The organism is Limnohabitans sp. Hippo4 (assembly GCF_003063605.1).
Lineage (GTDB): Bacteria > Pseudomonadota > Gammaproteobacteria > Burkholderiales > Burkholderiaceae_C > Limnohabitans_A.
Window position 1 is genome coordinate 260958 of sequence record NZ_NESE01000004.1, and the last position, 24819, is coordinate 285776.

Sequence of the window (24819 nt, forward strand, 5' to 3'; positions counted from 1 at the left end):
AATAGGGGCATGAACGCATCCATGCAGACCCTCGGGCAACAGGCCAAAGTTGCCTCCGCCTTGATGGCCAAAGCCTCTACGGCATCAAAAAACAAAGCCTTGAAACGCTTGGCAGCCTTGCTGCGCGAGAGTACGGCTGCTTTGCAAATCGACAATGCCAAAGACTTGTCTCGCGCAGAGTCTGCCGGATTGTCTGCCCCCATGGTCGATCGCTTGCGCCTCACGCCCAAGGTCCTTGAAACGTGTGCAGAAGGTTGCGAACAGCTGGCCGCCATGCCCGATGTCATTGGCGAAATTTTGGGCATGAAACAACAACCCAGCGGCATTCGGGTGGGTCAAATGCGTGTGCCCATTGGTGTGTTCGGCATGATTTTCGAAAGCCGTCCCAACGTCACCATTGAAGCTGCCAGCTTGTCGATCAAGAGCGGCAACGCTTGCATCTTGCGCGGCGGCTCTGAAGCCATTGAGTCCAACAAAGCGCTGGCCTTGTTGGTGCAGCAAGCCCTGCAAGAGTCAGGTTTGCCAGCCGATGCGGTGCAGTTGGTGCAAACCACCGACCGTGAAGCTGTGGGTCAACTGATCACCATGCCCGAGTATGTCGACGTCATCATTCCTCGCGGCGGCAAAGGCTTGATCGAGCGCATCAGCCGTGATGCCAAAGTGCCCGTCATCAAGCACCTCGATGGCAATTGCCATACGTATGTGGACGACCCTTGCGATGTGGCCATGGCCGTCAAAGTAGCCGACAACGCCAAAACGCAAAAGTACAGCCCCTGCAATGCCAGCGAAGGCTTGTTGGTGGCCCAAGGCGTGGCCGCTGAATTTTTGCCACTCATTGGCAAGGTGTATGCCGACAAAGGCGTTGAAATGCGCTGCTGCCCCAAATCCAAGGCCATCTTGTCGCAAGTGGCTGGCGCCAAACTGGTGGAAGCCACCGAGCAAGATTGGTTTGAAGAGTACTTGGCGCCCATCATCAGCATCAAGGTGGTGGACGGTCTCGACCAAGCCATTGCCCACATCAATCATTATTCAAGCCATCACACCGATGCCATCCTCACGCGCAACCACATGCATGCGCAGCGTTTCTTGCGCGAGGTCGATTCGGCCAGCGTCATGGTCAATGCCAGCACGCGTTTTGCCGATGGTTTTGAATTTGGACTGGGTGCCGAAATCGGCATCTCAACCGACAAGTTTCACGCCCGAGGTCCTGTGGGGATCGAAGGCCTCACATCACTCAAGTACGTCGTACTGGGTGAAGGTGAAGTGAGAAATTAACAAAGGCTGCTATGGTTCCGCATTTAGTCACTGCCCTCAACGGGCCCATCAACGAACTCGAGCAGCGCGTGCTCGACTCCATGCCCGCCATCGAGCGTTGGTTTCGCTTGGAGTGGATGGAGCACACACCGCCCATTTACACCTCGGTCGACATTCGAAACGCCGGCTTCAAGCTGGCGCCCGTGGACACCAACTTGTTTCCTGGCGGCTGGAACAATCTGTCGCAAGAAATGCTGCCTTTGGCCGTGCAAGCGGCACAGGCGGCCATTGAAAAGATCTGCCCCGAGGCCAAAAACCTGCTGATCATTCCCGAGAACCACACGCGCAATACGTTCTACTTGAGCAATGTGGCGCAACTTCAGCGCATCTTCCACATGGCCGGTTTGAATGTGCGCATTGGTTCGATCAATCCCGAGATCAAAGAGTTGACGACGATTGATTTGCCAGGCGGCGATCAAGTGACCCTTGAGCCCGTCTTGCGCTCCAAGCACCGTGTGGGTTTGAAAGACTTTGACCCCTGCACCATTTTGCTGAACAACGATTTGTCGGCCGGTGCGCCTGGTATTTTGGAAGACTTGCACGAGCAGCATCTCTTGCCACCTTTGCACGCAGGTTGGAGCGTGCGTCGCAAAACTTTGCACTTCCAAAGCTACGAAGAAGTCTCAAAGCGTTTTGGCAAGCTGTTGGGCATTGACCCCTGGCTCATCAATCCCATGTTCAACCAATGTGGCGATGTGAACTTTGCAGAGGGCCTTGGCATTGAGGCACTGCGCAGCAACGTCGACGCCTTGCTGACCAAAATCAAGCGCAAGTACAAAGAGTACGGCATCAACGAAAAGCCTTTTGTGGTGGTCAAAGCCGACAACGGCACCTATGGCATGGGCATCATGACCGTGCGGGATGTGGCCGACCTCGATGTGCTCAACCGCAAAACGCGCAACAAGATGAGCGTCATCAAAGATGGTCAGGTGGTCAGCGACGTCATCATCCAAGAAGGTGTGCTCACCAATGAGCGCATGAACGATGCCGTGGCCGAACCTGTGGTCTACATGATGGACCGCTATGTGGTGGGCGGTTTCTACCGCGTGCATGCCGAGCGCGGTGTGGACGAGAACCTGAATGCACCAGGTGCCAGCTTTGTGCCGTTGGCCTTTGCAGATACACCGCATTTGCCACAGCCTGGCATGAAGCCCGGTGCCAGTGTGCCCAACCGCTTCTACATGTACGGTGTGATTGGCCGTTTGGCCATGTTGGCGGCCAGTTACGAGCTGGAAGCCACCGACCCAGAAGCCGAAGTTTACGACTAAAGTATGCGTAAATGATCTCCAGTTGCTGCACTGCAACAACTGGGGACAGCGCTGTCTTTTAGAGCGCAGACTCCATGGCAATCTTTTGAAAACAGGCGCAAAATCGCGGTCATTCTGAACTAAGGCCCAGACTGGTTGCTGGGCTAATTTTTTGTGTCTTCAAGCAAATCTTCTTTAATGGCCCTGACCGTTGGCGCCATCGGCGTGGTCTATGGTGACATCGGTACCAGTGTTTTGTATGCGTTGAAGGAGGTCTTTGGCTCTGGTCATGTGGCTTTCACACCAGAGAACATCTACGGCATCCTTTCTATTTTCTTCTGGACGCTCACCACCATTGTGTCGGTCAAGTATGTGACCTTGGTGCTGCGTGCTGACAATCACGGCGAAGGTGGCTTGGTGGCCATGTTGGCCTTGGCCTCACAGTCCGTTAAGGACAAGCCGCGTTTGCGCAAAGTGCTCTTGATGGTTGGCATTTTTGGCACATGTCTGTTTTATGGCGATGGCGTGATCACACCTGCCATTTCGGTGCTCTCTGCCGTTGAAGGTTTGGAGATTGTGTCGCCTGCCTTTAAGAAGGCGGTCATTCCGCTGACCTTGTTGATTTTGTTTGTTCTGTTTGTGGTGCAAAAACGCGGCACTGCGGGCATTGGCAAATTTTTTGGCCCTATCACTTTGGTTTGGTTTGCGGCCATTGCCGTCTTGGGTCTGTACCACATCGCATCGCACCCTGAAATTTTGTGGGCCATCAGCCCGCACTATGCCGTGATGTTCATCTGGGAAAACCCAGGTACGACCTTCATCATTTTGGGCGCTGTGGTCTTGTGTGTCACCGGCGGCGAGGCGCTGTATGCCGACATGGGCCACTTCGGCAAACAGCCCATTCGACTGGCTTGGTTTACCACCGTGATGCCTGCGTTGACTTTGAATTATTTTGGCCAGGGTGCGTTGTTGTTGTCCAACCCCGAGGCTGTCAAGAATCCTTTTTACATGATGGCCCCTGAATGGGCGCTCATCCCCTTGGTCTGCTTGGCCACCATGGCCACGGTGATTGCATCGCAAGCCTTGATCACCGGGGCCTTCAGCGTCACCAAACAAGTGATTCAATTGGGTTACTTGCCCCGCTTACAAGTGCTTCACACCAGCGTGAAGGAATTGGGTCAAATCTACATTCCCTTTGTGAACTGGGGCTTGTTTGTTTTGATTGTGTTGGCGGTGGCCTTGTTCAAATCTTCCAGCAATTTGGCGGCGGCTTATGGCATTGCGGTGTGTACCGACATGTTGATCACCACCACGCTCACTTTCTTTGTGATTCGTTACGGCTGGAAATTGCCGCTGTCACTTTGCATTGGCGCCACCGGGTTTTTCTTTGTGGTTGACTTTGCATTCTGGGCCTCCAACTTGATGAAGCTCTTTGAAGGCGGTTGGTTCCCACTGGTCATTGCCGGCGGCATTTTCTTGCTCATGGTCACTTGGAGCGATGGCCGACGTTTGTTGAACGAATCCATGAAGGCCGATTCATTTGGCTTGGTCGATTTCTTGGAAGCTATTTTTGTAGCGCCACCTGCCCGCGTGGAAGGCACGGCTGTGTTTTTAACTGCCGAAATTGGCAGCGTGCCCAACGCGCTGTTGCACAACCTCAAACACAACAAAGTGTTGCACCGACAAAATTTGTTTGTGACGGTGCGAAGCCATGAGGTGCCTTGGATTGGTTTGAACAAGCGCTTGGAAATTGAATCCTTGCATCACGATTGCTGGCAAGTGATCGTCAACTATGGCTTCAAAAATGATCCTGATTTGCCCAAGGCCTTGGAGCAGTTGAAAGTACATGGCGCTGATTTGGATCCCATGACGACCAGTTACTTCTTGTCACGCGACATTGTCATTCCCACCATCGGTGGCGGCATGGCCACATGGCGTGAAAAGTTGTTTGCGCAAATGCACTTGAATGCCAGTGCGGCGGCCGAGTTCTTGAAATTGCCCAACAACTCTGTGGTGGAGTTGGGCTCCAAGATCGAGATTTAACGGAAGCTTAAATGCTGCTCATCGCCTCGCCCATGCGAAGTGGGCGAGTGCTGAGCCAATCGGCTGGAAATTGAATGCTGTTTTGCGGAAACAGCATCACCACCGTTGAGCCCAATAAAAACCGGCCCATCTCTTCGCCTTTTTGCAGTTGCACATCTTGCGTGTCGTAGCGCCATTCGCGCACCATGCCAGGACGCGGTGGGTTCACTTGGCCATGCCACACGGTGGCCATGCTGCCTACGATGGTGGCACCCACCAAGACCAAGACCATCGGTCCTTTTTCAGTTTCAAACTCGCACACCACGCGCTCGTTGCGCGCAAATAAACCTGGCACACCTCGCGCCGTGGTGGGGTTGACCGAAAACAAATCGCCAGGCACATGAATCATGCGCAGCAACTTACCTCCAATGGGCATGTGAATGCGGTGATAGTCGCGTGGGCTTAAATACAAAGTGGCGAAATGGCCATTTTGAAATTGCGCAGCCAGCTTTTCATCGCCGCCCACCAAAGCACGCGTGCTGTAGTGATGACCCTTGGCCTGAAAAATTTGATCTTTGTCGATGGGGCCGCATTGGCTGATGGCACCGTCCACAGGGCAGACCCAGCTACTGGCCGCCATGGGACGTACACCGTCTCTCAAGGGCCGCGTGAAAAATTCGTTGAAGCTTTTGTAGTGCGCAGGATCAGCGTGAACGGCTTCGTCCATGTTGACTTGGTAACGCTTGACAAAGCGTTTGATCACCCAAGTGGTGAAACTGCCCCACTCGGCGCTGGCCAAACGGCCCGCCAGTTGGGTCATGGCCTGCTTGGGCATGAGGTATTGCGGCAATACTGCCAATTGATCGGACACAGGGGCTCCCTCGTTTCACTTGGGAGCTTATTGTAGGAGGCTTGCAGGCCGGATCCCTGCTGCCTGCCAACAAGACGCGATGGGACGCGATGTCCAGCTTAAAACTCTTGGTAAAAGCCCAAGGCGCGCTGGGTGGGGGCGTCGTCCACATGGAACAGGTAAGCGTTGCCGTTGCTGGCGCGGTGCTTGATCTGTGCGTGGGTGGGGATGGCCACGGTATCGCCTTCTGACCATTTCAGGGTGACACCGTCGATCTCCGATTCACCGCGGCCTTCAATGACGTGCATCACCGAGCTGGCCGAGCGCGGACGAGGGCTGAAGTCCAAGCCATCCCGCAGCAACTGCGCAGAGAAGCCCAGCGTGGGCAAACAGGGCGCGCCAGTTTCGGGGTTGACATACGCCAGTTGAACCGCAGCGTCTTTGGGGGTACCTTTGTCGAGGGCATTCAAGGCCTCTCGCACATCGACCCAGGGGTAACGAATTTGGGGGTATGCGGCGCGTGTCTTCAAACTGAGAGACTCAAAGGGCACCAGGCCTGCACGGCGGTACTTGGTTTGCGAGGCGTCCAAATCTGCGCGGGCATTTTGCGATGGACCTTCAATGGCGTACGAGGCCTCCATGCTGTAAACCATGGGCAAATCCAAGGCATCCAGCCAGACTACGGGGCCCTTGCCTTCGTGGCCATGCTCGTGCCACAGACCTGCCGGTGTGAGGATCAAATCGCCTTTGTGCATGGGGCATTTTTCGCCTTGCACAGTGGTGAAGCCGCCTTCACCCTCCACCACAAAGCGCACGGCGCTGGGTGTGTGGCGGTGGTTGGGGGCAACCTCTCCGGGCAAAATCAATTGCATGCCCACGTAAATGTTGGGTGTGGCCACCAATTTTTCAATGCCATGGCCCGGATTGCACAAGACCAAGACACGGCGCTCGGCTTTTTCAATCGGTGTCAACTCGCCAGCGCGCATGAGTTGAGGTCGGACCTCTGCATAGTGCCAAACAAAAGGCTGGGTGGCCCGCGCTGGTTTACCGCGCGGCAACAGCCCGCGCAATTGCGGCCACAGCGGTGCAATGGACAGGGCGGTCATGTCGGCGATGTAGTCGGCTGGCAAATCTTCCAAGCGGCCCAAAGCGTCAGAGTGGTTGGCGGGGTTCATGGTGTTCTTAAAGTCTCATTGGAGGGTTTTAATAAGTATACATATTGATGGGCGCTTCACCAAGTTCTCGCAGATTTCTAAAGGCGCTGATGGCTTGGGTCAGTCTGGCCTAAGGGTCTGCGAGGCACAATCGAGGGATGACAGATTTATTGAACGTAAAAAACCTCGTTAAACGCTTTGGCGACAACACCGTGGTGAACGATTTGTCGTTTCACATCGCCCCTGGCGAATGCTTGGGCGTGATTGGTCCGAACGGTGCTGGCAAGACCACCACCTTGCGCATGTGTTTGGGGCTCACCACACCCGATACAGGCAGCATCACTTACTTCGACAATTTGTCGATGCCCCAAGATGCGCTGGCCATCAAATCGCGCTTGGGTGTGGTGGCGCAAATGGACACCTTAGACCCCGACTTCACGGCCGAAGAAAACCTGTTGGTCTATGGCCGCTATTTCGGCATGAAAGACCGTGACATCAAAGCGCGCATTTCACCGCTGCTTGAGTTTGGCGCCTTGACCAGCAAGGCCAAAGCCAAGCCGGGTGAATTGTCGGGTGGCATGAAGCGCCGCTTGAGTTTGGCGCGGGCCCTCATCAACCAACCACAAATGCTGATGTTGGACGAGCCCACCACAGGTCTCGATCCACAAGCGCGCCATTTGATGTGGGAGCGTTTGCAAATGCTGATGCAAGAAGGCAAATCGATTTTGCTCACGACGCATTTCATGGACGAAGCAGAGCGCTTGTGCGATCGCTTGTTGGTGATTGACCATGGCCAAAAAATTGCAGAAGGCAAGCCGCGCGATTTGATTGCACAGCACCTCGAGCCCGATGTGGTGGAGTTGTATGGCCAAGGCGCCTTGGCTTTGGCCGCCAAAGACTCGCCACTCAGACAACATGCGGCGCGTGTTGAAGTTAGTGGCGAAACGGTCTTTTTCTATACCTCACAAGCTGAGCCTTTGCTGCTGGCATTGCATGCTTGGCCGCACATTCGCAGTCTGCACCGCCCTGCCAATTTGGAGGATTTATTTTTGAAACTCACCGGCCGTCAAATCAGGGAGAACGCATGATGAACACACAGCATGTCATCCCTTCAGTATGGGCGCCGCCGCAACTCTCAATGCGCTGGTGGCCTGTGTTCTTGCGCAATCTGTTGGTGTGGCGCAAGTTGGCCATTCCCAGTTTGGTGGGCAACATTGCCGAACCCCTCATGTGGTTGGTGGCCTTTGGCTATGGCCTGGGTGCTTTGGTGGGCGAGGTGAACACCGGCGGGCAGCAAGTGCCCTACATCTTGTTCTTGGCCAGCGGTAGTATTTGCATGAGTGCCATGAATGCGGCGTCTTTTGAAGCTTTGTATTCAGCCTTCTCTCGCATGCACATGCAAAAGACGTGGGACGGCATCATGAACGCACCGGTTCGCCTCGACGATGTGGTGATGGCCGAAATGCTGTGGGCCGCTTACAAAGCGATCTTCACAGTGACCGCCATTTTGGGCGTCATGTTGGTGTTGGGCATCACGCACAGCTGGAAATTGTTGTTGGCGTGGCCCATTTTGTGGTTGGTGGGGGTGACCTTCAGCTGCATTGCCTTGATCTTCAATGCATTGGCAAAAGGCTACGACTTTTTCACGTATTACTTCACCTTGTTTCTCACGCCCATGATGTTTTTGTCGGGCATTTATTTTCCGCGCACGCAATTGCCTGAGTGGTTGCAAACCATCACCTCGTATTTGCCATTGACGGCCGCCGTTGAAATGGTGCGGCCACTTTTCCTCGACCAATGGCCCCAACACTTTGTGGGCAACGTGTGTTTGCTGGTGGGTGTAGCGGCGGCTGCGTTTTGGGTGGCACTGGCCTTAACGCGCAAACGTTTCAGGGCTTGATGCCCGGTTGTCATTTTCTTTTTCTTAACTTTTCATTTTTCAAATCATGATCATTCAAAAAGTAGGCATCATTGGCGCGGGCACCATGGGCAACGGCATTGCACAAGCATGCGCCGTCGCAGGCATTCCCGTGGTGATGGTGGACATTTCTGAAGCGGCAGTGGCCAAGGGCATCGCCACAGTGTCTGGTAGTTTGGACCGCTTGCTTAAAAAAGAAAAAATCACAGAGGCTGACAAAGCCGCTGCCTTGGCCAAAATTCAGGGCAGCACGCACTATGAGGATTTAAAGCAAGCCGACTTGGTGATTGAGGCGGCTACTGAAAACCAAGACCTTAAAGTCAAAATTCTGAAGCAACTCGACGGCATGCTGGCGCCTGATGTGATCATCGCTTCCAACACCTCTTCGATTTCGATCACCCAATTGGCCGCTGTCACAAGCCGCGCCGATCGTTTCATTGGCATGCACTTTTTCAATCCCGTGCCCATGATGGCTTTGGTGGAAATCATTCGCGGTTTGCAAACCAGCGATGCCACCCACGATGCCGTGCATGCCTTGGCCACCGCTTTGGGCAAAACCCCCATCACGGTGAAGAATGCGCCGGGCTTTGTGGTCAATCGCATCTTGGTGCCCATGATCAACGAAGCGCTGTTTGTGTTGTCAGAAGGCTTGGCCACACCCGACGACATCGATGCTGGCATGAAGCTCGGTTGCAACCAACCCATTGGCCCGCTGGCCTTGGCCGACATGATTGGCCTGGACGTGTGCTTGGCCGTGATGGAGGTGTACCTCAAAGAATTTGGCGACAGCAAATACCGTCCTTGCCCCTTGCTGAAAGAGTTGGTGGCTGCAGGCCGTTTGGGTCGCAAGACCGGTCACGGCGTTTACCAATATTGATGTGGGTCAAGTGCACGGGGTGCACTTGTCTTTATTCTGAGTGCAAGGCGATTTATGACAAACATTCATCCTGAAGGCAGCATTGACTTGGAAGTGCGTGACGGCGTGCTGTTGATCGGTATCAACCGACCCAACAAGCGCAACGGTTTCACCCCCAAGATGTACCGCGAGTTGGGCGAGGCCTACACACGCCTAGACGATGAGCCTGCTTTAAGGGTGGGCGTCTTGCACGCCATGGGCGATCACTTCACGGCGGGCCTTGATTTGCCCACCATCGCACCGCTCATGCAGCGCGGCGAAAAAGCCGTGCCCTTGGGTTTGGTCGATCCGCTTAACTTGGGCATGGAGGGCTATCGCCGCCGCACCAAGCCCATGGTGGTGGCCGTGCAGGGCATTACCTACACCTTGGGCATTGAGTTGATGCTGGCAGCCGACATCGTGGTGGCCGCCGACAATTGCCGCTTCTCGCAGCTCGAAGTGAAGCGCGGCATCATGGCCACGGGCGGCGCCACCTTGCGCATGTCCGAGCGTGCGGGCATGGGCAATGCCTTGCTGCATTTGCTCACGGGGGATGAGTTCAACAGTGCAGAAGCTTTGCGATTGAATTTTGTGCAACGCGTGGTGCCTGTCGGTGAGCAGTTGAATGAGGCACTGAAGATTGCACAAGCCATTGCCGCACAAGCACCCTTGGCCGTCGTAGCCACACGCCAAAGTGTTTTAAAAGCAGTGGAGCAAGGTCCTTTGGTGGCCATGCACGAATTCATCTCGGTTCAAAAAACACTGTCCAACAGTGAAGACGCCAAAGAAGGCGTGCAGTCCTTCATCGAAAAACGCGACGCACGCTTCACTGGAAAATGACGTTGTGAGAATTGCGCTGCTCTCAGACATTCATGCCAACCTGCAAGCGCTGAATGCTTGCATGGCACATGCCAGAGCGCAGGGCGTTGACCGCTGGGCCTTGCTGGGTGACTTGGTGGGCTACGGTGGCAATCCGCAGGAGGTGGTCGACATGGCCATGCAGTTGGCCGACGAAGGTGCATGGGTGCTGCAAGGTAACCACGACGCGATGGCGGTGAAACCGCCCGTTGGCGATGACAGCTTGGGCAGCAGCTCGGCCCAATGGACGTTTGAACAATTGGGTGCTTCGCAGCGTGGCTTTTTAAAGGCCTTGCCTTTGACCGTCTTATCGGGGCCATTGTTGTTGGTCCATGCCAGCGCCCATGCGCCCGAGCGTTGGCATTACGTCGACTCTGAACGCGCTGCCGATTTGTGCGCAGACCATGCCTTGCAACACTTCGACGCACGCCATGTGGTGGTGGGCCATGTGCATCACCAAACGGTTTATTACCGTGGCACGGGGCACAACATGATGAAGTTTGAACCCACAGCGGGTGTGCAGGTGCCCATGCCTTCGCACCGCCGATGGGTGGCGACGGTGGGTTCGGTCGGACAACCTCGCGATCACAAACCGCAAGCCATGTATGCGCTCTACGATGAGTCGGCCGGGCGCATGACTTTTCACCGCGTGTCCTACGATCATCAAGCCGCCGCTAAGGCCATCCGCGAAGCAGGGCTGCCCGAATTTTTTGCTGAACGATTGGCGCTAGGGCGATGAAACTTCTCAATCCTGGCCATGTGATCGATGGCTTTGAAATTCAAGCTTGTTTGCATGCCGGTGGCATGGCGCACATTTACACCGTTCAGTACGCTTTGAGCGAAGACGGCACACGCCGCGAATCAGAGTTCCCGATGGCCATGAAGATTCCGCGCATGACGGCTGGCGATGGTGCAGAAAACATTGTGAGCTTTGAGGTTGAGCATCAAATCTTGCCCGCACTTTCGGGCTCCCATGTGCCGCGCTTTGTGGCAGCCGGTGATTTGTCTCGCACACCCTATTTGGTCATGGAGTATGTGCAGGGGTCGACACTTGAAACCTGGCGCGAGAATTTTCACAAAGAATCATTTCAAGCAGGTTTACACGACAGGGCCATTGCTCGCGTCGGTGCTGAGTTGGCGCATGCAGCGCACAGTTTGCATAAACAAAACGTGTGTCACTTAGACCTCAAGCCAGCCAATGTCTTGATCCGCCCCAACGGCAAAGTGGTGTTGTTAGATTTTGGTTTGTCATGCCATGCACATTACCCTGATCTGCTGGCTGAAGAAATGCGCAAAGCGGTGGGTTCACCTGCGTGGATTGCACCTGAACAAGTGGTGGGTGTGCGCGGTGATCCCCGCTCGGATATTTTTGCCATCGGTGTGATGCTTTACGAGCTGGCAACTGGCGAATTGCCGTTTGGCGAGCCTGCCACAGCAGGCGGCATGCGTCAGCGTTTGTGGATGGACCCTGTGCCACCTCGCAAGCGCAACCCCCAGGTGCCGGAGTGGTTGCAAGAAGTGATTTTGAAGTGCCTGCATCCTGAGGCTGCCAAGCGCTACCCCTCGGCGGCGCACTTGGCCATGGACTTGGGCAACCCCGATCAAATTCGCATCACAGAGCGCGGTCAACAAATCAAGGGCACTGGCTTCAAAGAGCATTTCAAGCGATGGCTGAAAGCTGCGGGCATGCATTACCAGCCCAGCCCCTTGCCTTCCAAACAGATCAAAGAAGTACCGATCTTGATGGTGGCCTTGCCACATGCCGATGTGAGCGATGCCACGTGGTATTCGCTGCGCGAAGCGGTCGACCGATCTTTGGGCATTCGACCGGGTGCGCGTTTGGCATGCGTGACGGTCATATCGCCCAATGACACTAGCAGCACCGATTCAAGCAAAAGCGAAAGCAGTGTGCATCGCATGCACTTGGCGCGCATGCAGCAATGGTCACAAGGCTTGGATTTGCATGATCATCAAGTTTCGTTTCACGTTCTGGAAGCCAGCGATGTGGCGCATGCACTGGTGACGTATGCTAAAAGCAATGAGGTTGGCATGGTGATCATGGGTGCGGCCACGCATGGTCTGCAAATGCAGCGCTTTGTAGCCACTGTACCCATCAAGGTGGCCATGAACGCACCATGCACCGTCATCTTGGTCAAGCAAGATGTGCCGTTTGAATTTTTAGGAACATTGAATGACAAATGAAGTCCCCCAAGGGCCATCCGAGTGGGACGCTTTGCATCCATATGCTTCACTCACGCCTGATGCCGTTCTCGATGCATTGGCCGACATCGGCTTGATGGGCGATGGTCGCCTGACGGCGCTCAGTTCCTACGAAAACCGCGTCTATCAAATTCAATTGGAGTCGGAGCGCACACCCACGCAAACCGATGGCACGCCTGTGCCCACCAGTGTGGTCGCTAAGTTTTACCGGCCCGGCCGTTGGACGGATGCGCAGATTCAAGAAGAGCATGACTTTGCGGCGGAGTTGGTCGCTGCAGAAGTGCCCGTGGTGCCGCCGCTCAATTTGCAAGGCCACACCTTGCATCACAAAGCGTTTGCAGAAAATTCTGCGAAGCTTGCTTTGCAGGGTCAGGCGTTTCAAGGTTTCTCTTTTTCCGTCAGTGAACGACGCGGCGGTCGTCCGCCTGAGTTGGACGATGACGAAGTGTTGGAGTGGATTGGCCGTTTTCTAGCGCGCATTCATACCGTGGGGGCTGCCAAGCCCTTTCACAATCGACCCGCCCTCAGCATCGACACCTTCATGCAAGAGCCCAAGGATTGGTTGTTCAAGCACAAAGCGATTCCCATGGAAGTCGAGCGCGCATGGCAAGACGCGTGGCAACAGGCCATGGACGTGATGCATGCCGCTGGCTTAGGGTCTGCGCATGGCAGCGATTGGCCGCATTTTCAAATGTTGCGTTTGCATGGCGATTGCCATCCAGGCAATATTTTGTGGACACCTGCAGACCTGCCAGGCGGTGGTCCGCACTTTGTGGACTTAGACGATGCGCGCATGGGACCTGCTGTGCAAGACTTGTGGATGCTCTTGTCGGGAGATCGCAAGCAGCGCTCAGGTCAACTGATCATGTTGCTGGAGGGGTATGAGCAAGTACGTGATTTTGATCGACGTGAACTGGCCTTGATTGAGCCGCTGCGAACACTGCGCTTGGTGCACTACAGCGCGTGGCTAGCCCGCCGATGGGATGACCCCATTTTCCCGATCAACTTTCCGTGGTTTGGCACGCCCGACTATTGGCGCGGCCAAGTTCAAATGTTGGAAGAGCAGATCGAGCAAATGCAAGAACCGCTGTTGGTGGTTTGAGCAGAAACGAACAAGCCGCCCGAAGGCGGCTTGTTCATTGAAATGCAAATGGTTTGAATTAAACCAACAGCGCATTCACACGGCGCACATAAGCTGCTGGATCATCTGGCATGCCGCCTTCAGCCAACAAAGCTTGGTCAAACAAAATGTTGGCCAAGTCATGGAAGTGCACAGAGCCCTCAAGCTTCTTCACCAAGGCGTGTTCGGGATTCACCTCCAACACAGGCTTCGATTCAGGCGCTTGCTGACCCGCTTGCTTCAACATGCGTGCCAGCTGCATGCTCATCCCGTTATCGGTCACCACCAGGCAAGCAGGTGAGTCCACCAAGCGGCTGGTGACGCGCACGTCTTCGGCTTTGTCTTTCAAAGCTTCTTTCAATTTGGCCAGCAAAGGCTTGAAGGTTTCAGCGGCTTCTTCAGCTGCTTTCTTTTCTTCTTCGTCTTGCAAGCTGCCCAAGTCAAAGGCGCCCTTGGCCACGCTTTGCATGGGGGTGCCATCAAACTCGTGCATGAAGTTCAAGGCCCACTCGTCTACGCGGTCGGTCATGAGCAAGACTTCAATGCCCTTTTTCTTGAACACTTCGAGTTGTGGGCTGTGTTTGGCAGCAGCCAGGGTGTCGGCGGTGATGTAGTAGATGGCTTCTTGGCCTTCTTTCATGCGCGCTTTGTAGTCGGCCAAGGACACGCTCACTTCGTCAGAAGACGTGGAGGCGAAGCGCAAGAGTTTGGCCAAGCGCTCGCGGTTGCCAAAGTCTTCGCCCAAACCTTCTTTCAGCACCGCACCAAACTCTTTGTAGAAGCGGGTGTATTGACCTTGTTTGGCTTTGTCTTCTTCACTCACCACATCGGTCACACCATCTTCAGATGCCTTAGGCGCTTCGTTGTGTTTGGCCAAGTCTTCCAACATGGACAACACGCGCTTGGTACAACCTTCGCGAATGGCTTTGACGTCACGGCTTTCTTGCAGCAACTCACGGCTCACGTTCAAAGGCAAGTCCGCAGAGTCGACCACGCCTTTGACAAAGCGCAAGTAGCTGGGCATGAGCGCTTCGGCATCGTCCATGATGAACACGCGCTTGACGTACAACTTGATGCCCGCTTTTTTGTCACGGTTCCACAGGTCATGCGGGGCTTGTGAGGGAATGTACAAAAGTTGTGTGTACTCGGTGCTGCCTTCCACGCGGTTGTGTGTCCAGGTGAGCGGCTCGGCAAAGTCTTTGCTGATTTGCTTGTAGAAGTCTTTGTACTGATCGTCGGTGACGTCTTTTTTGGGGCGGGTCCACAAAGCGGTGGCTTTGTTGATGGCTTCCCATTCGCCAGTCTTGACCATGCCGCCGGGCTTACGGCCTTCGCTCTCGTCCTTGCCAATCAGTTCGCCGTCTTTCCACTCTTCTTTTTCCATCAAGATGGGCAAGCTGATGTGGTCGGAGTATTTGCCAACGATTTCTTTCAGTTTCCAAGTGTTGGCGTATTGCAAGGCGTCTTCGCGCAAATGCAAGATGATGCTGGTGCCGCGTTGTGCGCGTTCAATGTTTTCAACTTCAAAGTCGCCGGTGCCGCCGCTGATCCAGCGCACACCTTCGGACGCAGGCGCGCCTGCCCGGCGAGTCTCAACTGTGATCTTGTCGGCCACGATGAAGCCAGAGTAAAAGCCCACACCAAACTGGCCAATCAGTTGCGCATCAGACTTTTGATCGCCCGATAGTTTGCTCATGAAGTCTTTGGTGCCGCTCTTGGCAATGGTGCCCAAGTTGTCGATGGCTTCTTGCGCCGTCATGCCAATGCCGTTGTCGGCAATGGTCAAGGTCTTGGCTTCGGTGTCAAATGACAAACGAACTTCCAAGTTGGGTTGGTTCTCATAAAGCGCATCGTTGTTGAGCGCTTCAAAGCGCAGCTTGTCGCAAGCGTCAGAAGCGTTGGACACCAACTCGCGAACAAAAATTTCGGGGTTGGAATACAGCGAATGCGTTACCAAATGGAGCAGCTGGGCTACTTCGGCCTGAAAGGCATGGGTCTTTTTGGTCATCTTCAAATCGATACAAAGCGGTTAAAAAAGAGTGTTTGCCTTTGCAAATAAAGAGGCAAGCGCAGGGTTGAAACAACCCACCACCCCCTGAGTTGGGGATAGCTTTTGAAATTTCAAGGGGGTTGAGAATTAGCGGGCTTGGGCGCCCACTTCTTTGTTCCAACGGTCTAGCAGGCGTTTGCGCTCAGCAGCTTTGCCGTATTTTTCAAAGTCGTACTTGATCAAGCGCACATCGTCTAAGCTGGGGATGCGTGGGTCGGGCTTGAAGGTCTTGTTGGCCGGAAACTGCAAGCTGCCCGACAAGCCGCCAATTTTTTGACCTTCAGGGCTCATCAACCAGTCGTAATACTGCTTGGCGGCTTCGGCGTTGCGTGCGCCTTTGATCAATGCAATGCCGCCAATTTCGTAGCTGGTGCCTTCGCAAGGAGCGCCGGATTGGACGGGGTATTTGTTGTGTTTCCAAAGATCGAAGCCGAAGATAAAGCTGACACCCACGGCCACTTCGCCTTTGGCTACATTGGGCGCTTGGGCGGTGCCACTGCGGGTGTATTGCGTCACGTTGGCGTTCAGCTTCTTCATGTAATCGAAGGCAGCCTCTTCGCCCATCAACTGCACCAAGCCTGCCAAGATGGTGTAAGCCGTGCCACTGGAGGCGGGGTGAGAGGTTTCGATTTCGCCTTTGTAAATGGGCTTGAGCAAATCGGACCAGCATTTGGGCGCAGGTAAGTTTTTCTTTTTCAACAACTCCGTGTTCCATCCAAAGCCGATGGCGCTGGTGTAGAAGCCGCCCACTTTGTTTTCAGACATGGCGTATTGGCGCACGCTCCAGCCATACAAATCATTGATGTAGGCGGGGCGATAGGGAGCCAGCAAACCCATTTCGGCCGCTTGCAAGAACGGATCGCCAGTGCCGCCCCACCAGATGTCGGTTTTGGGATTGGCGGCCTCTGCGCGAATTTGCGCCAAGGCTTCGCCAGTGGCTTTGCGGGTTTGCAAGACCGTGACGCCGGTGGCTTTGGTGAAAGCTTGCGCCGCCATCTCACACCAGCTTTGGTCGGTGCTGCAGATGGCGTTGACGGTAGCCGCTTGTGCGTTGATGGCCATTAGGCCGCTGGCCAAGATCCAGGTGAGGTTGTGTTTCAAAGTTTTCATGGCTTTGTGTTCATGATGTTTGTGCGCTCGAAATAGGAATGCAGTGCAAGCATTCAATCTTAAAAACTTTCTTTGGGACCCAGATAACGCCATTGCCCCACAGGCAAGGCACCTAAATGAACACGGCCCATGCGAATGCGCTTGAGGCCCACCACCTTTAAGCCCACTTGCTCGCACATGCGGCGAATTTGACGCTTCTTGCCTTCCTTCAACACAAAGCGAAGTTGTTCGGGGTTTTGCCATTCCACTTGCGCGGGTTTCAAGGGCTTGCCATCTAAGCTCAAGCCGTGTCGCAGTTTTTGCATTTGTGCGGCAGGGAAGTGGGCCTGCACGTTCACCGTGATATCGCCCTGCGGGCCGGCACAGGTGACGCGCACCAAATACTCTTTCTCCATGCCCGAGTCTTCGCCAATCAGTTGACGCGCCACGCGGCCATCTTGCGTCATGACCAGCAAGCCCACAGAGTCAATGTCCAAGCGACCTGCAGGCGCCAGTCCTTTGAACTGTGCAGGACTGAACCGAATGTTCGTGGTGTCGCCCGACCATTGATTGCGCGCTTGAAACAGCACCATGGCGGGCTCGTGTCCGTCTTCCGCTTGACCGCTCACATAGCCCATGGGTTTGTGCAGCAGCACGGTCACTTGTTGTTCTTGATGCGCTTGTGCAGCGCGTTCGATCGTGATGCGATCGACAGAGCCCACTTGCATGCCCATTTCTGCCACTTTGCCGTTTACCAAGACCCAGCCTTGTTCAATCCATGCATCGGCTTCGCGGCGAGAGCACATTCCTAGCTCTGCCATGCGCTTGTTCAGGCGCACGGTGGTCGCGCCGGTCGCGCTCGGGTGAGCGGTTGACACCGCGTTGGCAGGTCGAGGCGCACGGGTAAAAGTGGGTTTGGCGGGTGGCTGGTTCATAGAATCTTTTCTGTGAGCTGATTGTCTCTGTTTCTGCGGTCAATCATGCGCGTGCGCAAGCCCTGCAAATCCAAAATTCTCAAGCCCCCATATTCCACGCGGATCAGTTCTTCTTCTTGCAGGTGGATCAAGGCCTCGTTCACGCGCTGTCTGGACAAGCCGACCAGATAAGCCAGTTCTTGTTGGGTGATGCGCAGCAAATCGCCCACCCCAGAAAACAGCACAGGATTGAACAAGGCGGCCAAGTTGCGCGCCACGCGCAAGTCGGGGTTGTTCAAACGGTCAAATTCCCGCGCAGCAATGAACTGACCTAAACGCTCATTCAGTTGGTTCATCACAAAGCGGTTAAAGCCCAGAGAATTGTCGATCAGCCAATGGAAGGTCTCCAGGGGCAAACCCGCCACCACACTGGCCCGCAAGGCTTGAATGTTGTATCGGTAAACCTCGCGCTTCAAGGCGGTCCCCTCGCCAAACCAGCCGCCTGGCGGCACACCCGTGAAGGTCATGGTTTGGCCATCCTCGTTGTCGCTGCTCATCTTGAGCAGGCCAGACACCGTGCCAAACCAGTAAGTGACAGGGCGACCCACGCGGCACACAAAATCACCTTTTTCGGCGTCGCCCACACGCAAGGCGTTGATGGCGCGCTCACGTTCTTTTGGCAAGAGCAAGGGCAACCAAGGGATGTTGGCCAATTCCTCGTCGGTTGGGGGGCGTCTTCTTTGATGCAGGTCAGATGTCATGTCAACTTCATGTAAGACGTTGAAAATCCTAGGGAAAATCCTAGTGGGCGATACCTTAGATTGTCGTCGAAACGACAACTTGACGTCAAATCAAAGTCTAGCATCCAGTCCAAGAAATCAACAAGTCTCTTCTTTTTGGAAGAGACGGTGACCTAACCAGGACCCGTATGCAGACGACCTTTCCTCAATTGCTTCTGGCACATGCCGCCCAGCGCCCCACTGCGCCGGCCATGCGTGAAAAAGAATATGGCATTTGGCAAACCATCAGCTGGCAAGACATGGCCACCATGGTGACCCACATGGCCTGTGGCCTGCACCAAGCCGGCCTGAAGCGCGGTGAGCACATGATTGTGGTGGGCTCCAACCGTCCCCGTTTGTACGCCACCATGTTGGCTGCACAGTCTTTGGGCGCAATTCCTGTGCCTTTGTACCAAGATGCGGTGGCTGCTGAGTGTGTGTTCCCCATGACCAACGCCGAAGTGCGCTTGTGCGTGGTGGAAGACCAAGAGCAAGTCGACAAAATGCTGGAAGTGCGCGAAACCTACACCGCGCTCGAGCACATTTATTACGATGACCCAAGAGGTTTGCGCAAGTACGACGAGCCTGGCCTTGGTTCTGTGGATGAGTTGTTGGCTGCAGGTGCCGTATTTGCAAAACAGCACCCCAACTTCTACAAAGAGCAAGTGGAGATGGGCGCTAAAGAAGACGTGGCCGCCATGTTCTTCACATCGGGCACCACAGGCAATCCCAAGGGTGTGGTGCACACGCACGGTACTTTGATTGACCGCGCACAAGCGGGCGCCGAGTTCGATCACCTCACCTCCAACGAAGACGTGCTGGCCTATTTGCCACCCGCTTGGATTGGTCAAAACATTTTCAGTTATGCACAGTGGTTGGTGGCCGGTTATGTGGTCAATTGCCCCGAGTCGGCCGCCACGGTCACCATCGACTTGAAAGAAATTGGCCCAACCTATTACTTCGCACCACCCCGCGTGTTTGAAGGCATGCTCACCAGCGTGAGCATTCGCATGGAAGATGCCAGCAGTCTCAAGCGCAACATGTACAAGTACTTCATGAGCTTGGCCAAAAAAGTCGGACCCAAGCGCATGGATGGCGAGTCGATTGGTTTGTTCAACAGCCTCATGTATGGCCTTGGCAACTTGTTGGTCTACGGTCCCTTGCGCAACAACCTCGGCTTTAGCCGTGTGCGAGTGGCCTACACCGCCGGTGAAGCCATCGGTCCCGATTTGTTCACCTTTTATCGCTCCATTGGCGTGAACTTGAAACAGTTGTACGGCTCCACCGAAACCGCGGTGTTTGTCTGCTTGCAGCCCGACAACCAAGCGCGCGCCGACACGGTGGGCGTGCCTTGCCGTGGTGTTGAAATCAAGGTGGCCGACAACGGCGAGATCTTGGTGAAGTCGCCAGGCTTGCTCAAGGGCTATTACAAAAACCCAGAAGCCACAGCCGAAGTGTTGACGGCCGATGGTTGGTACCACACCAGCGATGCCGGCTTCTTGGACAGCCATGGCCACCTCAAAATCATCGACCGTGTGAAAGACGTGGGTCGCATCAAAGGCGGCAGCAATGACGGCGCCATGTTCGCACCCAAGTACGTCGAGAACAAGCTCAAGTTCTTCCCGCACATCAAAGAAGTGGTGGCCTATGGCGACCAGCGTGAAAAAGTGTGCGTCATGATCAACATCGACTTTGATGCGGTGGGCAACTGGGCCGAGCGTCGCAACTTGCCTTATGCCGGTTACACCGACTTAGCTCAAAAGCCAGAAGTTTATGAGTTGATCAAAGAGTGTGTAGAGCAAGTCAATGCCGACTTGGCAGAAGACGAATTGCTCGCTGGTAGCCAGGTCAGTCGCTATTTGGTCTTGCACAAAGAACTGGATGCCGATGATGGTGAACTCACCCGCACCAACAAAGTTCGCCGTGGCTTCATTGCAGAAAAATACCAGCCCTTGGTCGATGCCTTGTATGGCGGTTTGACCACGCAGTTCATTGAAACGGTTGTGAAGTTTGAAGACGGTCGCACTGGCAGTGTCAGTGCCACCCTCAAAATTTCTGACGCTAAAACATTTGCCCCCGTGAAGGCAGCAGCATGACAAAACACATTGGCGACGTCATCCTCGACGTTCAAAACATCAGCCTCCGATTTGGTGGCGTGAAGGCGCTGACCGACATTTCTTTCAATGTGAAAGAACATGAAATACGCGCCATCATTGGCCCCAACGGTGCCGGCAAAAGCTCCATGCTCAACTGCATCAATGGTGTGTACACCCCGCAAGAGGGCAGCATCACATTCCGCGGTCAAACCTTTGACCACATGAACAGCCGCCAAGTGGCCGAGATGGGCGTGGCACGCACTTTCCAAAATTTGGCCTTGTTCAAGGGCATGAGCGTGATCGACAACATCATGACAGGCCGCAACTTGCGCATGAAGAGCAATTTGCTCTTGCAAGCCTTGCGCATCGGCCCTGCCGAAAACGAAGAAATGAAACACCGCGAGCGTGTGGAAGAGATCATCGATTTCTTGGAAATTCAGGCCTATCGCAAAACGCCAGTGGGCCAGCTGCCCTACGGTTTGCAAAAGCGCGTCGACTTGGGTCGCGCCTTGGCCATGGAGCCGCAAGTCTTGTTGCTCGATGAGCCGATGGCCGGCATGAACGTCGAAGAAAAACAAGACATGTGCCGTTTCATCTTGGACGTCAACGATGAGTTTGGTTGCACCATTGTTTTGATTGAGCACGACATGGGCGTGGTGATGGACATTTCCGACCGCGTGGTGGTGCTCGACTACGGCAAAAAAATTGGCGACGGCACCCCCGAAGAAGTACGCAACAACGAAGAAGTGATCAGTGCCTATTTGGGCACTTCACACTAAGCACAAGGACAGCAAAATGGGATTTTTTCTTGAAACCTTGATTGGCGGTCTGATGGCCGGCATGCTCTATTCCTTGGTGGCCTTGGGCTTCGTGCTCATTTACAAAGCCTCGGGTGTGTTCAACTTTGCGCAAGGCGCGATGGTGTTGTTTGCAGCCTTGGCCATGGCGCGTTTTGCTGAATGGATTCCTGCGTATGCAGGCATCACCAGTTCTGTGGCGGCCAACCTGATTGCCTTTGCATTGGCTGCAGCCGTCATGTTCATCGTGGCGTGGGTCATTGAGTATTTGGTGTTGCGTCATTTGGTCAATCAAGAAGGCACCACCTTGTTGATGGCCACTTTGGGCATTACCTATTTCTTGGACGGTGTGGGCCAATCCATTTTTGGCAGCGACATTTACAAGATCGACATTGGCATGCCCAAAGAACCTTTGATGGCATTTGAGAAAGCCTTTGAAGGCGGCATCATGATCAACCAAGAAGACCTGGTGGCAGCGGCCATTGCGGCAGTTTTGGTGGCAGGCCTCAGCGTGTTCTTCCAAAAAACCACCACTGGTCGCGCCTTGCGCGCTGTGGCCGATGATCACCAAGCGGCGCAATCGATTGGTATTCCTTTGAACCGCATCTGGGTCATTGTGTGGTGTGTGGCAGGCATTGTGGCCTTGGTGGCCGGCATGATTTGGGGTTCTAAATTGGGCGTGCAATTCTCACTGTCGACGGTCGCGTTGCGCGCACTGCCTGTGGTGATTTTGGGCGGTTTGACTTCTGTCCCTGGCGCCATCATTGGTGGCCTCATCATCGGTGTGGGCGAAAAGTTGTCTGAAGTTTTCTTGGGCCCTTATGTAGGTGGCGGCATTGAAATCTGGTTTGCCTATGTGCTGGCCTTGGGTTTCTTGCTCGTCCGCCCTCAAGGTTTGTTTGGTGAAAAGATCATCGATCGCGTTTAAACCCAAACGCAAGCACTGAACATTCACGATCGCAGAAAGAATTTATGTTTTACAGAGAAAACGGCCAATTCAAAACCAGCTACAAAGCTGACCAGCAAATTTTCCCCATCGCGCAAGACCGCTGGGGTGTTTTGCTCATCGTTGCGTTTGCATTTCTCGCGGTGCCTTTCTTGGCCGACGAGTACATGATGCGCGCCATTCTGATCCCTTTCCTCATTTTGTCGCTGGCCGCTTTGGGCGTGAACATCTTGGTGGGTTACTGCGGCCAGATTTCTTTGGGTTCAGGCGCTTTCATGGCGGTGGGTGCTTATGCTGCCTTTAACTGCTGGGTTCGCTTAGAGGGCATTCCGTTGGTGGCGGCCTTGTTGGTCGGTGGCTTCTTTGCCACGCTGGTGGGCATCTTCTTTGGCATTCCCAGCTTGCGCGTAAAGGGTTTGTATTTGTCTGTGGCCACCTTGGCTGCACAGTTCTTTTGCGACTGGGCTTTCTTGCGCATCAAGTGGTTTACCAACGACTCTGCTTCTGGCACAGCATCGGTGGCCAACCTCACAGCCTTTGGCTTTGATGTGGTCACGCCTTTGCAGAAATACATTTTCTGTTTAAGTGTCTTGGTGGTGTTTGGCTTGTTGGCCAAAAACCTGGTGCGTGGTGCCATTGGTCGTGAGTGGATGGCCATTCGTGACATGGACGTTGCTGCTGCCGTCATTGGCATTCGCCCCATGTACGCCAAGCTCAGCGCGTTTGCGGTCAGCTCATTCATTGTGGGTGTGGCGGGTGCATTGTGGGCATTTGTTCATTTGGGCTCTTGGGAGCCAGCGGCCTTCTCAGTCGACCGTTCATTCCAACTGTTGTTCATGGTCATTTTGGGCGGTATGGGCTCCATCATGGGCAGCTTCTTTGGTGCAGCCTTCATTGTGATTTTGCCCATTGCCATCAACATTGTTTTGCCAGTTCTAGGCTCGTTGGTGGGTGTTGAGGTCAGCACGGCTGCGCTGACGCACGCGGAACAAATTATTTTTGGCGCTTTGATTGTGTGGTTCTTGATTGTGGAGCCCCACGGCTTGGCCAAATTGTGGAGTGTGGGTAAGCAAAAAATGCGCGTTTGGCCGTTCCCTCACTAAGTTCGTTGCAGATGTCCATCTAAGTTTTTTCACTGCTTCTTTTTAATTTTCAACAGGAGACAAACCATGAAGCTTCGTCAACTCGTTCTAGCTGCATCGGTGGTGGCTGCGGCTGCTTCCAGCGCATTGGTCAGCACTGCTGCCTATGCACAAGCCAAAGAACAATTCTTCCCCGTGCTGCCTTACCGTACAGGTGCATATGCACCCAACGGTGTGCCATGGGCCAACGGCTATGCCGACTACCTCAAGTTGATCAATGCCCGTGATGGCGGCATCAACGGCGTGAAGATCACTTTTGAAGAGTGCGACACAGCCTACGCCACCGACCGCGGTGTTGAATGCTACGAGCGCCTGAAAGGCAAAGCACAAGGCGGCATCTTCCAACCCTTGTCAACTGGCATCACATTCGCTTTGACTGAAAAAGCACCGGCCGATAAGAACCCTTTGATCACTGGCGGCTATGGCCGTTCAGAGTCTAGCGACGGTGGTGTGTTCAAGTGGAACTTCCCTTTAATGGGCACCTATTGGTCTGGCGCTGACATCATCATGCAGCACCTTACCAAGAAAGAAAACGGCAACTTGAAGGGCAAGAAGATTGCCCTGGTTTACCACGACAGCCCCTACGGCAAAGAGCCTATTCCTTTGTTGCAAGAGCGCGCCAAGATGCAAGGTTATGACTTGCAATTGTTGCCCGTGACAGCACCAGGCGTGGAGCAAAAAGCCACGTGGTTGCAAATTCGTCAATCCCGCCCCGACTACGTGTTGTTGTGGGGCTGGGGTGTGATGAACTCTGCTGCTTTGAAAGAAGCCGTGGCCACAGGTTACCCCCGCGACAAGATGTACGGTGTATGGTGGTCTGCTGCTGAACCCGACGTCAAAGACGTGGGCGAAGCTGCCAAAGGTTACTCTGGCTTGGTAGCCACTGGCCCTGGTGGAAAAGTGTTGGAAGACATCAAGAAGCACGTGCATGACAAGAAGCAAGGCACCGGCCCCGCTGACGAAGTGGGCACCACTTTGTACAACCGTGGTTTGGTGAGTGCTGCCCTGGCGGTTGAAGGCGTGCGCGCTGCGCAAGAGCGCTTCGGCAAAGGCAAAGTGGTCAATGGCGACCAAATCCGTTGGGGTCTGGAAAACTTGAACATGGACGACAAAGCCCTGAAGAAACTTGGCCTAGACACAGTCATGAAGCCCCTGAGCACTTCATGCCTCGACCACGAAGGTTCACGCACGGCTCGCTTGCACACATGGGACGGCAAAAAATGGAACTACAGCTCTGATTGGATCGAAGCTGACACCTCCATCATCAAGCCACTCGTGAAGCAATTTGCTGACAAGTACGCTGCAGAGAAAAAACTGACACGCCGCACACCTGCGGACTGCCAGTCTTAATCTGACACAGGAGCGGGTGGCATTTTCAAATGCCGCCCCTCTTCTTCAGACCTGCGTG

At 54.5% G+C, this 24819-nt stretch carries 21 protein-coding genes; 15 read left to right on the top strand and 6 right to left on the bottom strand.

Translation table 11 applies throughout. The features are described from left to right. Window positions 1-9: 9 nt before the first annotated feature. From B9Z46_RS12215 to B9Z46_RS12225, 3 genes are all read left to right on the top strand, one after another. Window positions 10-1275, top strand: a complete 1266-nt coding sequence (locus tag B9Z46_RS12215) for a glutamate-5-semialdehyde dehydrogenase (RefSeq protein WP_108256801.1) — start codon at window positions 10-12, stop codon at window positions 1273-1275. Between the two features lie 11 nt (window positions 1276-1286). Beyond that, window positions 1287-2582: a glutamate--cysteine ligase gene (gene gshA, locus B9Z46_RS12220; RefSeq protein WP_108256803.1), complete on the top strand. Its 1296-nt coding sequence runs from the start codon at window positions 1287-1289 to the stop codon at window positions 2580-2582. 153 nt (window positions 2583-2735) lie between these two features. Then, window positions 2736-4604 (top strand): potassium transporter Kup, encoded by a 1869-nt coding sequence (locus B9Z46_RS12225; RefSeq protein WP_055359273.1) that lies wholly within the window; start codon window positions 2736-2738, stop codon window positions 4602-4604. 7 nt (window positions 4605-4611) lie between these two features. Here B9Z46_RS12225 and asd read toward each other — a convergent pair whose 3' ends face one another. Together asd and B9Z46_RS12235 are read right to left on the bottom strand one after the other, a co-directional pair. Then, window positions 4612-5454, bottom strand: a complete 843-nt coding sequence (asd, locus tag B9Z46_RS12230) for an archaetidylserine decarboxylase (RefSeq protein ID WP_108256805.1) — start codon at window positions 5452-5454, stop codon at window positions 4612-4614. A gap of 98 nt (window positions 5455-5552) precedes the next feature. Further along, window positions 5553-6608, bottom strand: a complete 1056-nt coding sequence (locus tag B9Z46_RS12235) for a cupin domain-containing protein (protein ID WP_108256807.1) — start codon at window positions 6606-6608, stop codon at window positions 5553-5555. A 137-nt stretch (window positions 6609-6745) separates the two neighbouring features. Here B9Z46_RS12235 and B9Z46_RS12240 point away from each other — a divergent pair, with 137 nt between their 5' ends. Genes B9Z46_RS12240 through B9Z46_RS12270 form a run of 7 tightly spaced genes read left to right on the top strand, consistent with a single transcriptional unit; the run spans window position 6746 to window position 13580 of the window. After that, window positions 6746-7675 carry an ATP-binding cassette domain-containing protein gene (locus B9Z46_RS12240; protein ID WP_055359270.1) on the top strand — a complete coding sequence of 310 codons (930 nt, stop codon included), beginning with the start codon at window positions 6746-6748 and terminating at the stop codon, window positions 7673-7675. Next, window positions 7675-8487 (top strand): ABC transporter permease, encoded by an 813-nt coding sequence (locus B9Z46_RS12245; protein WP_055361748.1) that lies wholly within the window; start codon window positions 7675-7677, stop codon window positions 8485-8487. Before B9Z46_RS12240 ends, B9Z46_RS12245 begins: the two co-directional genes overlap by 1 nt. 46 nt (window positions 8488-8533) lie before the next feature. Further along, window positions 8534-9382 (top strand): 3-hydroxybutyryl-CoA dehydrogenase, encoded by an 849-nt coding sequence (locus B9Z46_RS12250; RefSeq protein WP_108256809.1) that lies wholly within the window; start codon window positions 8534-8536, stop codon window positions 9380-9382. Between the two features lie 54 nt (window positions 9383-9436). Beyond that, window positions 9437-10240, top strand: a complete 804-nt coding sequence (locus B9Z46_RS12255; protein ID WP_108256811.1) for a crotonase/enoyl-CoA hydratase family protein — start codon at window positions 9437-9439, stop codon at window positions 10238-10240. A gap of 4 nt (window positions 10241-10244) precedes the next feature. Continuing rightward, complete coding sequence (locus B9Z46_RS12260) at window positions 10245-10997, top strand: metallophosphoesterase (protein ID WP_108256813.1); 753 nt, start codon at window positions 10245-10247, stop codon at window positions 10995-10997. Continuing rightward, complete coding sequence (locus B9Z46_RS12265; protein ID WP_108256815.1) at window positions 10994-12460, top strand: bifunctional serine/threonine-protein kinase/universal stress protein; 1467 nt, start codon at window positions 10994-10996, stop codon at window positions 12458-12460. The genes B9Z46_RS12260 and B9Z46_RS12265 overlap by 4 nt, the downstream gene beginning before the upstream one ends. Then, window positions 12450-13580: a serine/threonine protein kinase gene (locus B9Z46_RS12270; RefSeq protein ID WP_108256817.1), complete on the top strand. Its 1131-nt coding sequence runs from the start codon at window positions 12450-12452 to the stop codon at window positions 13578-13580. Before B9Z46_RS12265 ends, B9Z46_RS12270 begins: the two co-directional genes overlap by 11 nt. Window positions 13581-13638: 58 nt before the next feature. Here B9Z46_RS12270 and htpG read toward each other — a convergent pair whose 3' ends face one another. From htpG to B9Z46_RS12290, 4 genes are all read right to left on the bottom strand, one after another. After that, window positions 13639-15606 (bottom strand): molecular chaperone HtpG, encoded by a 1968-nt coding sequence (htpG, locus tag B9Z46_RS12275; protein WP_108256819.1) that lies wholly within the window; start codon window positions 15604-15606, stop codon window positions 13639-13641. Window positions 15607-15735: 129 nt separating this feature from the next. Next, on the bottom strand, window positions 15736-16758 hold the full coding sequence (locus tag B9Z46_RS12280; RefSeq protein WP_108256918.1) for an ABC transporter substrate-binding protein: 1023 nt from the start codon (window positions 16756-16758) through the stop codon (window positions 15736-15738). Between the two features lie 59 nt (window positions 16759-16817). After that, window positions 16818-17672, bottom strand: coding sequence for a pseudouridine synthase (locus B9Z46_RS12285; RefSeq protein ID WP_108256821.1), 855 nt, complete (start codon window positions 17670-17672; stop codon window positions 16818-16820). Continuing rightward, window positions 17669-18412, bottom strand: a complete 744-nt coding sequence (locus B9Z46_RS12290; protein WP_108256823.1) for a Crp/Fnr family transcriptional regulator — start codon at window positions 18410-18412, stop codon at window positions 17669-17671. The genes B9Z46_RS12285 and B9Z46_RS12290 overlap by 4 nt, the downstream gene beginning before the upstream one ends. A 167-nt stretch (window positions 18413-18579) precedes the next feature. On the opposite strand from B9Z46_RS12290, the gene B9Z46_RS12295 reads away from it, so the two are divergent. The 5 genes from B9Z46_RS12295 to B9Z46_RS12315 all read left to right on the top strand — a co-directional run bounded on the left by B9Z46_RS12295 (window position 18580) and on the right by B9Z46_RS12315 (window position 24761). Continuing rightward, window positions 18580-20526, top strand: coding sequence for a long-chain fatty acid--CoA ligase (locus B9Z46_RS12295; RefSeq protein ID WP_055359260.1), 1947 nt, complete (start codon window positions 18580-18582; stop codon window positions 20524-20526). Further along, complete coding sequence (locus B9Z46_RS12300) at window positions 20523-21305, top strand: ABC transporter ATP-binding protein (RefSeq protein ID WP_108256825.1); 783 nt, start codon at window positions 20523-20525, stop codon at window positions 21303-21305. Before B9Z46_RS12295 ends, B9Z46_RS12300 begins: the two co-directional genes overlap by 4 nt. A 16-nt stretch (window positions 21306-21321) precedes the next feature. Next, window positions 21322-22251, top strand: a complete 930-nt coding sequence (locus B9Z46_RS12305) for a branched-chain amino acid ABC transporter permease (RefSeq protein WP_108256827.1) — start codon at window positions 21322-21324, stop codon at window positions 22249-22251. Between the two features lie 44 nt (window positions 22252-22295). After that, window positions 22296-23372: a branched-chain amino acid ABC transporter permease gene (locus B9Z46_RS12310; RefSeq protein WP_108256829.1), complete on the top strand. Its 1077-nt coding sequence runs from the start codon at window positions 22296-22298 to the stop codon at window positions 23370-23372. Window positions 23373-23438: 66 nt separating this feature from the next. Further along, window positions 23439-24761, top strand: coding sequence for an ABC transporter substrate-binding protein (locus tag B9Z46_RS12315; protein WP_108256831.1), 1323 nt, complete (start codon window positions 23439-23441; stop codon window positions 24759-24761). The last annotated feature ends 58 nt before the right edge of the window (window positions 24762-24819 follow it).

Bases quoted from the DNA above. Each gene is read 5' to 3' on its own strand.
- B9Z46_RS12290 (WP_108256823.1), bottom strand. From the start codon at position 18,412: ATGACATCTGACCTGCATCAAAGAAGACGCCCCCCAACCGACGAGGAA.
- B9Z46_RS12280 (WP_108256918.1), bottom strand. From the start codon at position 16,758: ATGAAAACTTTGAAACACAACCTCACCTGGATCTTGGCCAGCGGCCTA.
- B9Z46_RS12245 (WP_055361748.1), top strand. From the start codon at position 7,675: ATGAACACACAGCATGTCATCCCTTCAGTATGGGCGCCGCCGCAACTC.
- B9Z46_RS12250 (WP_108256809.1), top strand. From the start codon at position 8,534: ATGATCATTCAAAAAGTAGGCATCATTGGCGCGGGCACCATGGGCAAC.
- B9Z46_RS12235 (WP_108256807.1), bottom strand. From the start codon at position 6,608: ATGAACCCCGCCAACCACTCTGACGCTTTGGGCCGCTTGGAAGATTTG.
- B9Z46_RS12240 (WP_055359270.1), top strand. From the start codon at position 6,746: ATGACAGATTTATTGAACGTAAAAAACCTCGTTAAACGCTTTGGCGAC.
- B9Z46_RS12265 (WP_108256815.1), top strand. From the start codon at position 10,994: ATGAAACTTCTCAATCCTGGCCATGTGATCGATGGCTTTGAAATTCAA.
- B9Z46_RS12295 (WP_055359260.1), top strand. From the start codon at position 18,580: ATGCAGACGACCTTTCCTCAATTGCTTCTGGCACATGCCGCCCAGCGC.
- B9Z46_RS12270 (WP_108256817.1), top strand. From the start codon at position 12,450: ATGACAAATGAAGTCCCCCAAGGGCCATCCGAGTGGGACGCTTTGCAT.
- gshA (WP_108256803.1), top strand. From the start codon at position 1,287: ATGGTTCCGCATTTAGTCACTGCCCTCAACGGGCCCATCAACGAACTC.
- B9Z46_RS12255 (WP_108256811.1), top strand. From the start codon at position 9,437: ATGACAAACATTCATCCTGAAGGCAGCATTGACTTGGAAGTGCGTGAC.
- B9Z46_RS12305 (WP_108256827.1), top strand. From the start codon at position 21,322: ATGGGATTTTTTCTTGAAACCTTGATTGGCGGTCTGATGGCCGGCATG.
- B9Z46_RS12285 (WP_108256821.1), bottom strand. From the start codon at position 17,672: ATGAACCAGCCACCCGCCAAACCCACTTTTACCCGTGCGCCTCGACCT.
- B9Z46_RS12300 (WP_108256825.1), top strand. From the start codon at position 20,523: ATGACAAAACACATTGGCGACGTCATCCTCGACGTTCAAAACATCAGC.
- B9Z46_RS12310 (WP_108256829.1), top strand. From the start codon at position 22,296: ATGTTTTACAGAGAAAACGGCCAATTCAAAACCAGCTACAAAGCTGAC.
- B9Z46_RS12315 (WP_108256831.1), top strand. From the start codon at position 23,439: ATGAAGCTTCGTCAACTCGTTCTAGCTGCATCGGTGGTGGCTGCGGCT.
- htpG (WP_108256819.1), bottom strand. From the start codon at position 15,606: ATGACCAAAAAGACCCATGCCTTTCAGGCCGAAGTAGCCCAGCTGCTC.
- B9Z46_RS12215 (WP_108256801.1), top strand. From the start codon at position 10: ATGAACGCATCCATGCAGACCCTCGGGCAACAGGCCAAAGTTGCCTCC.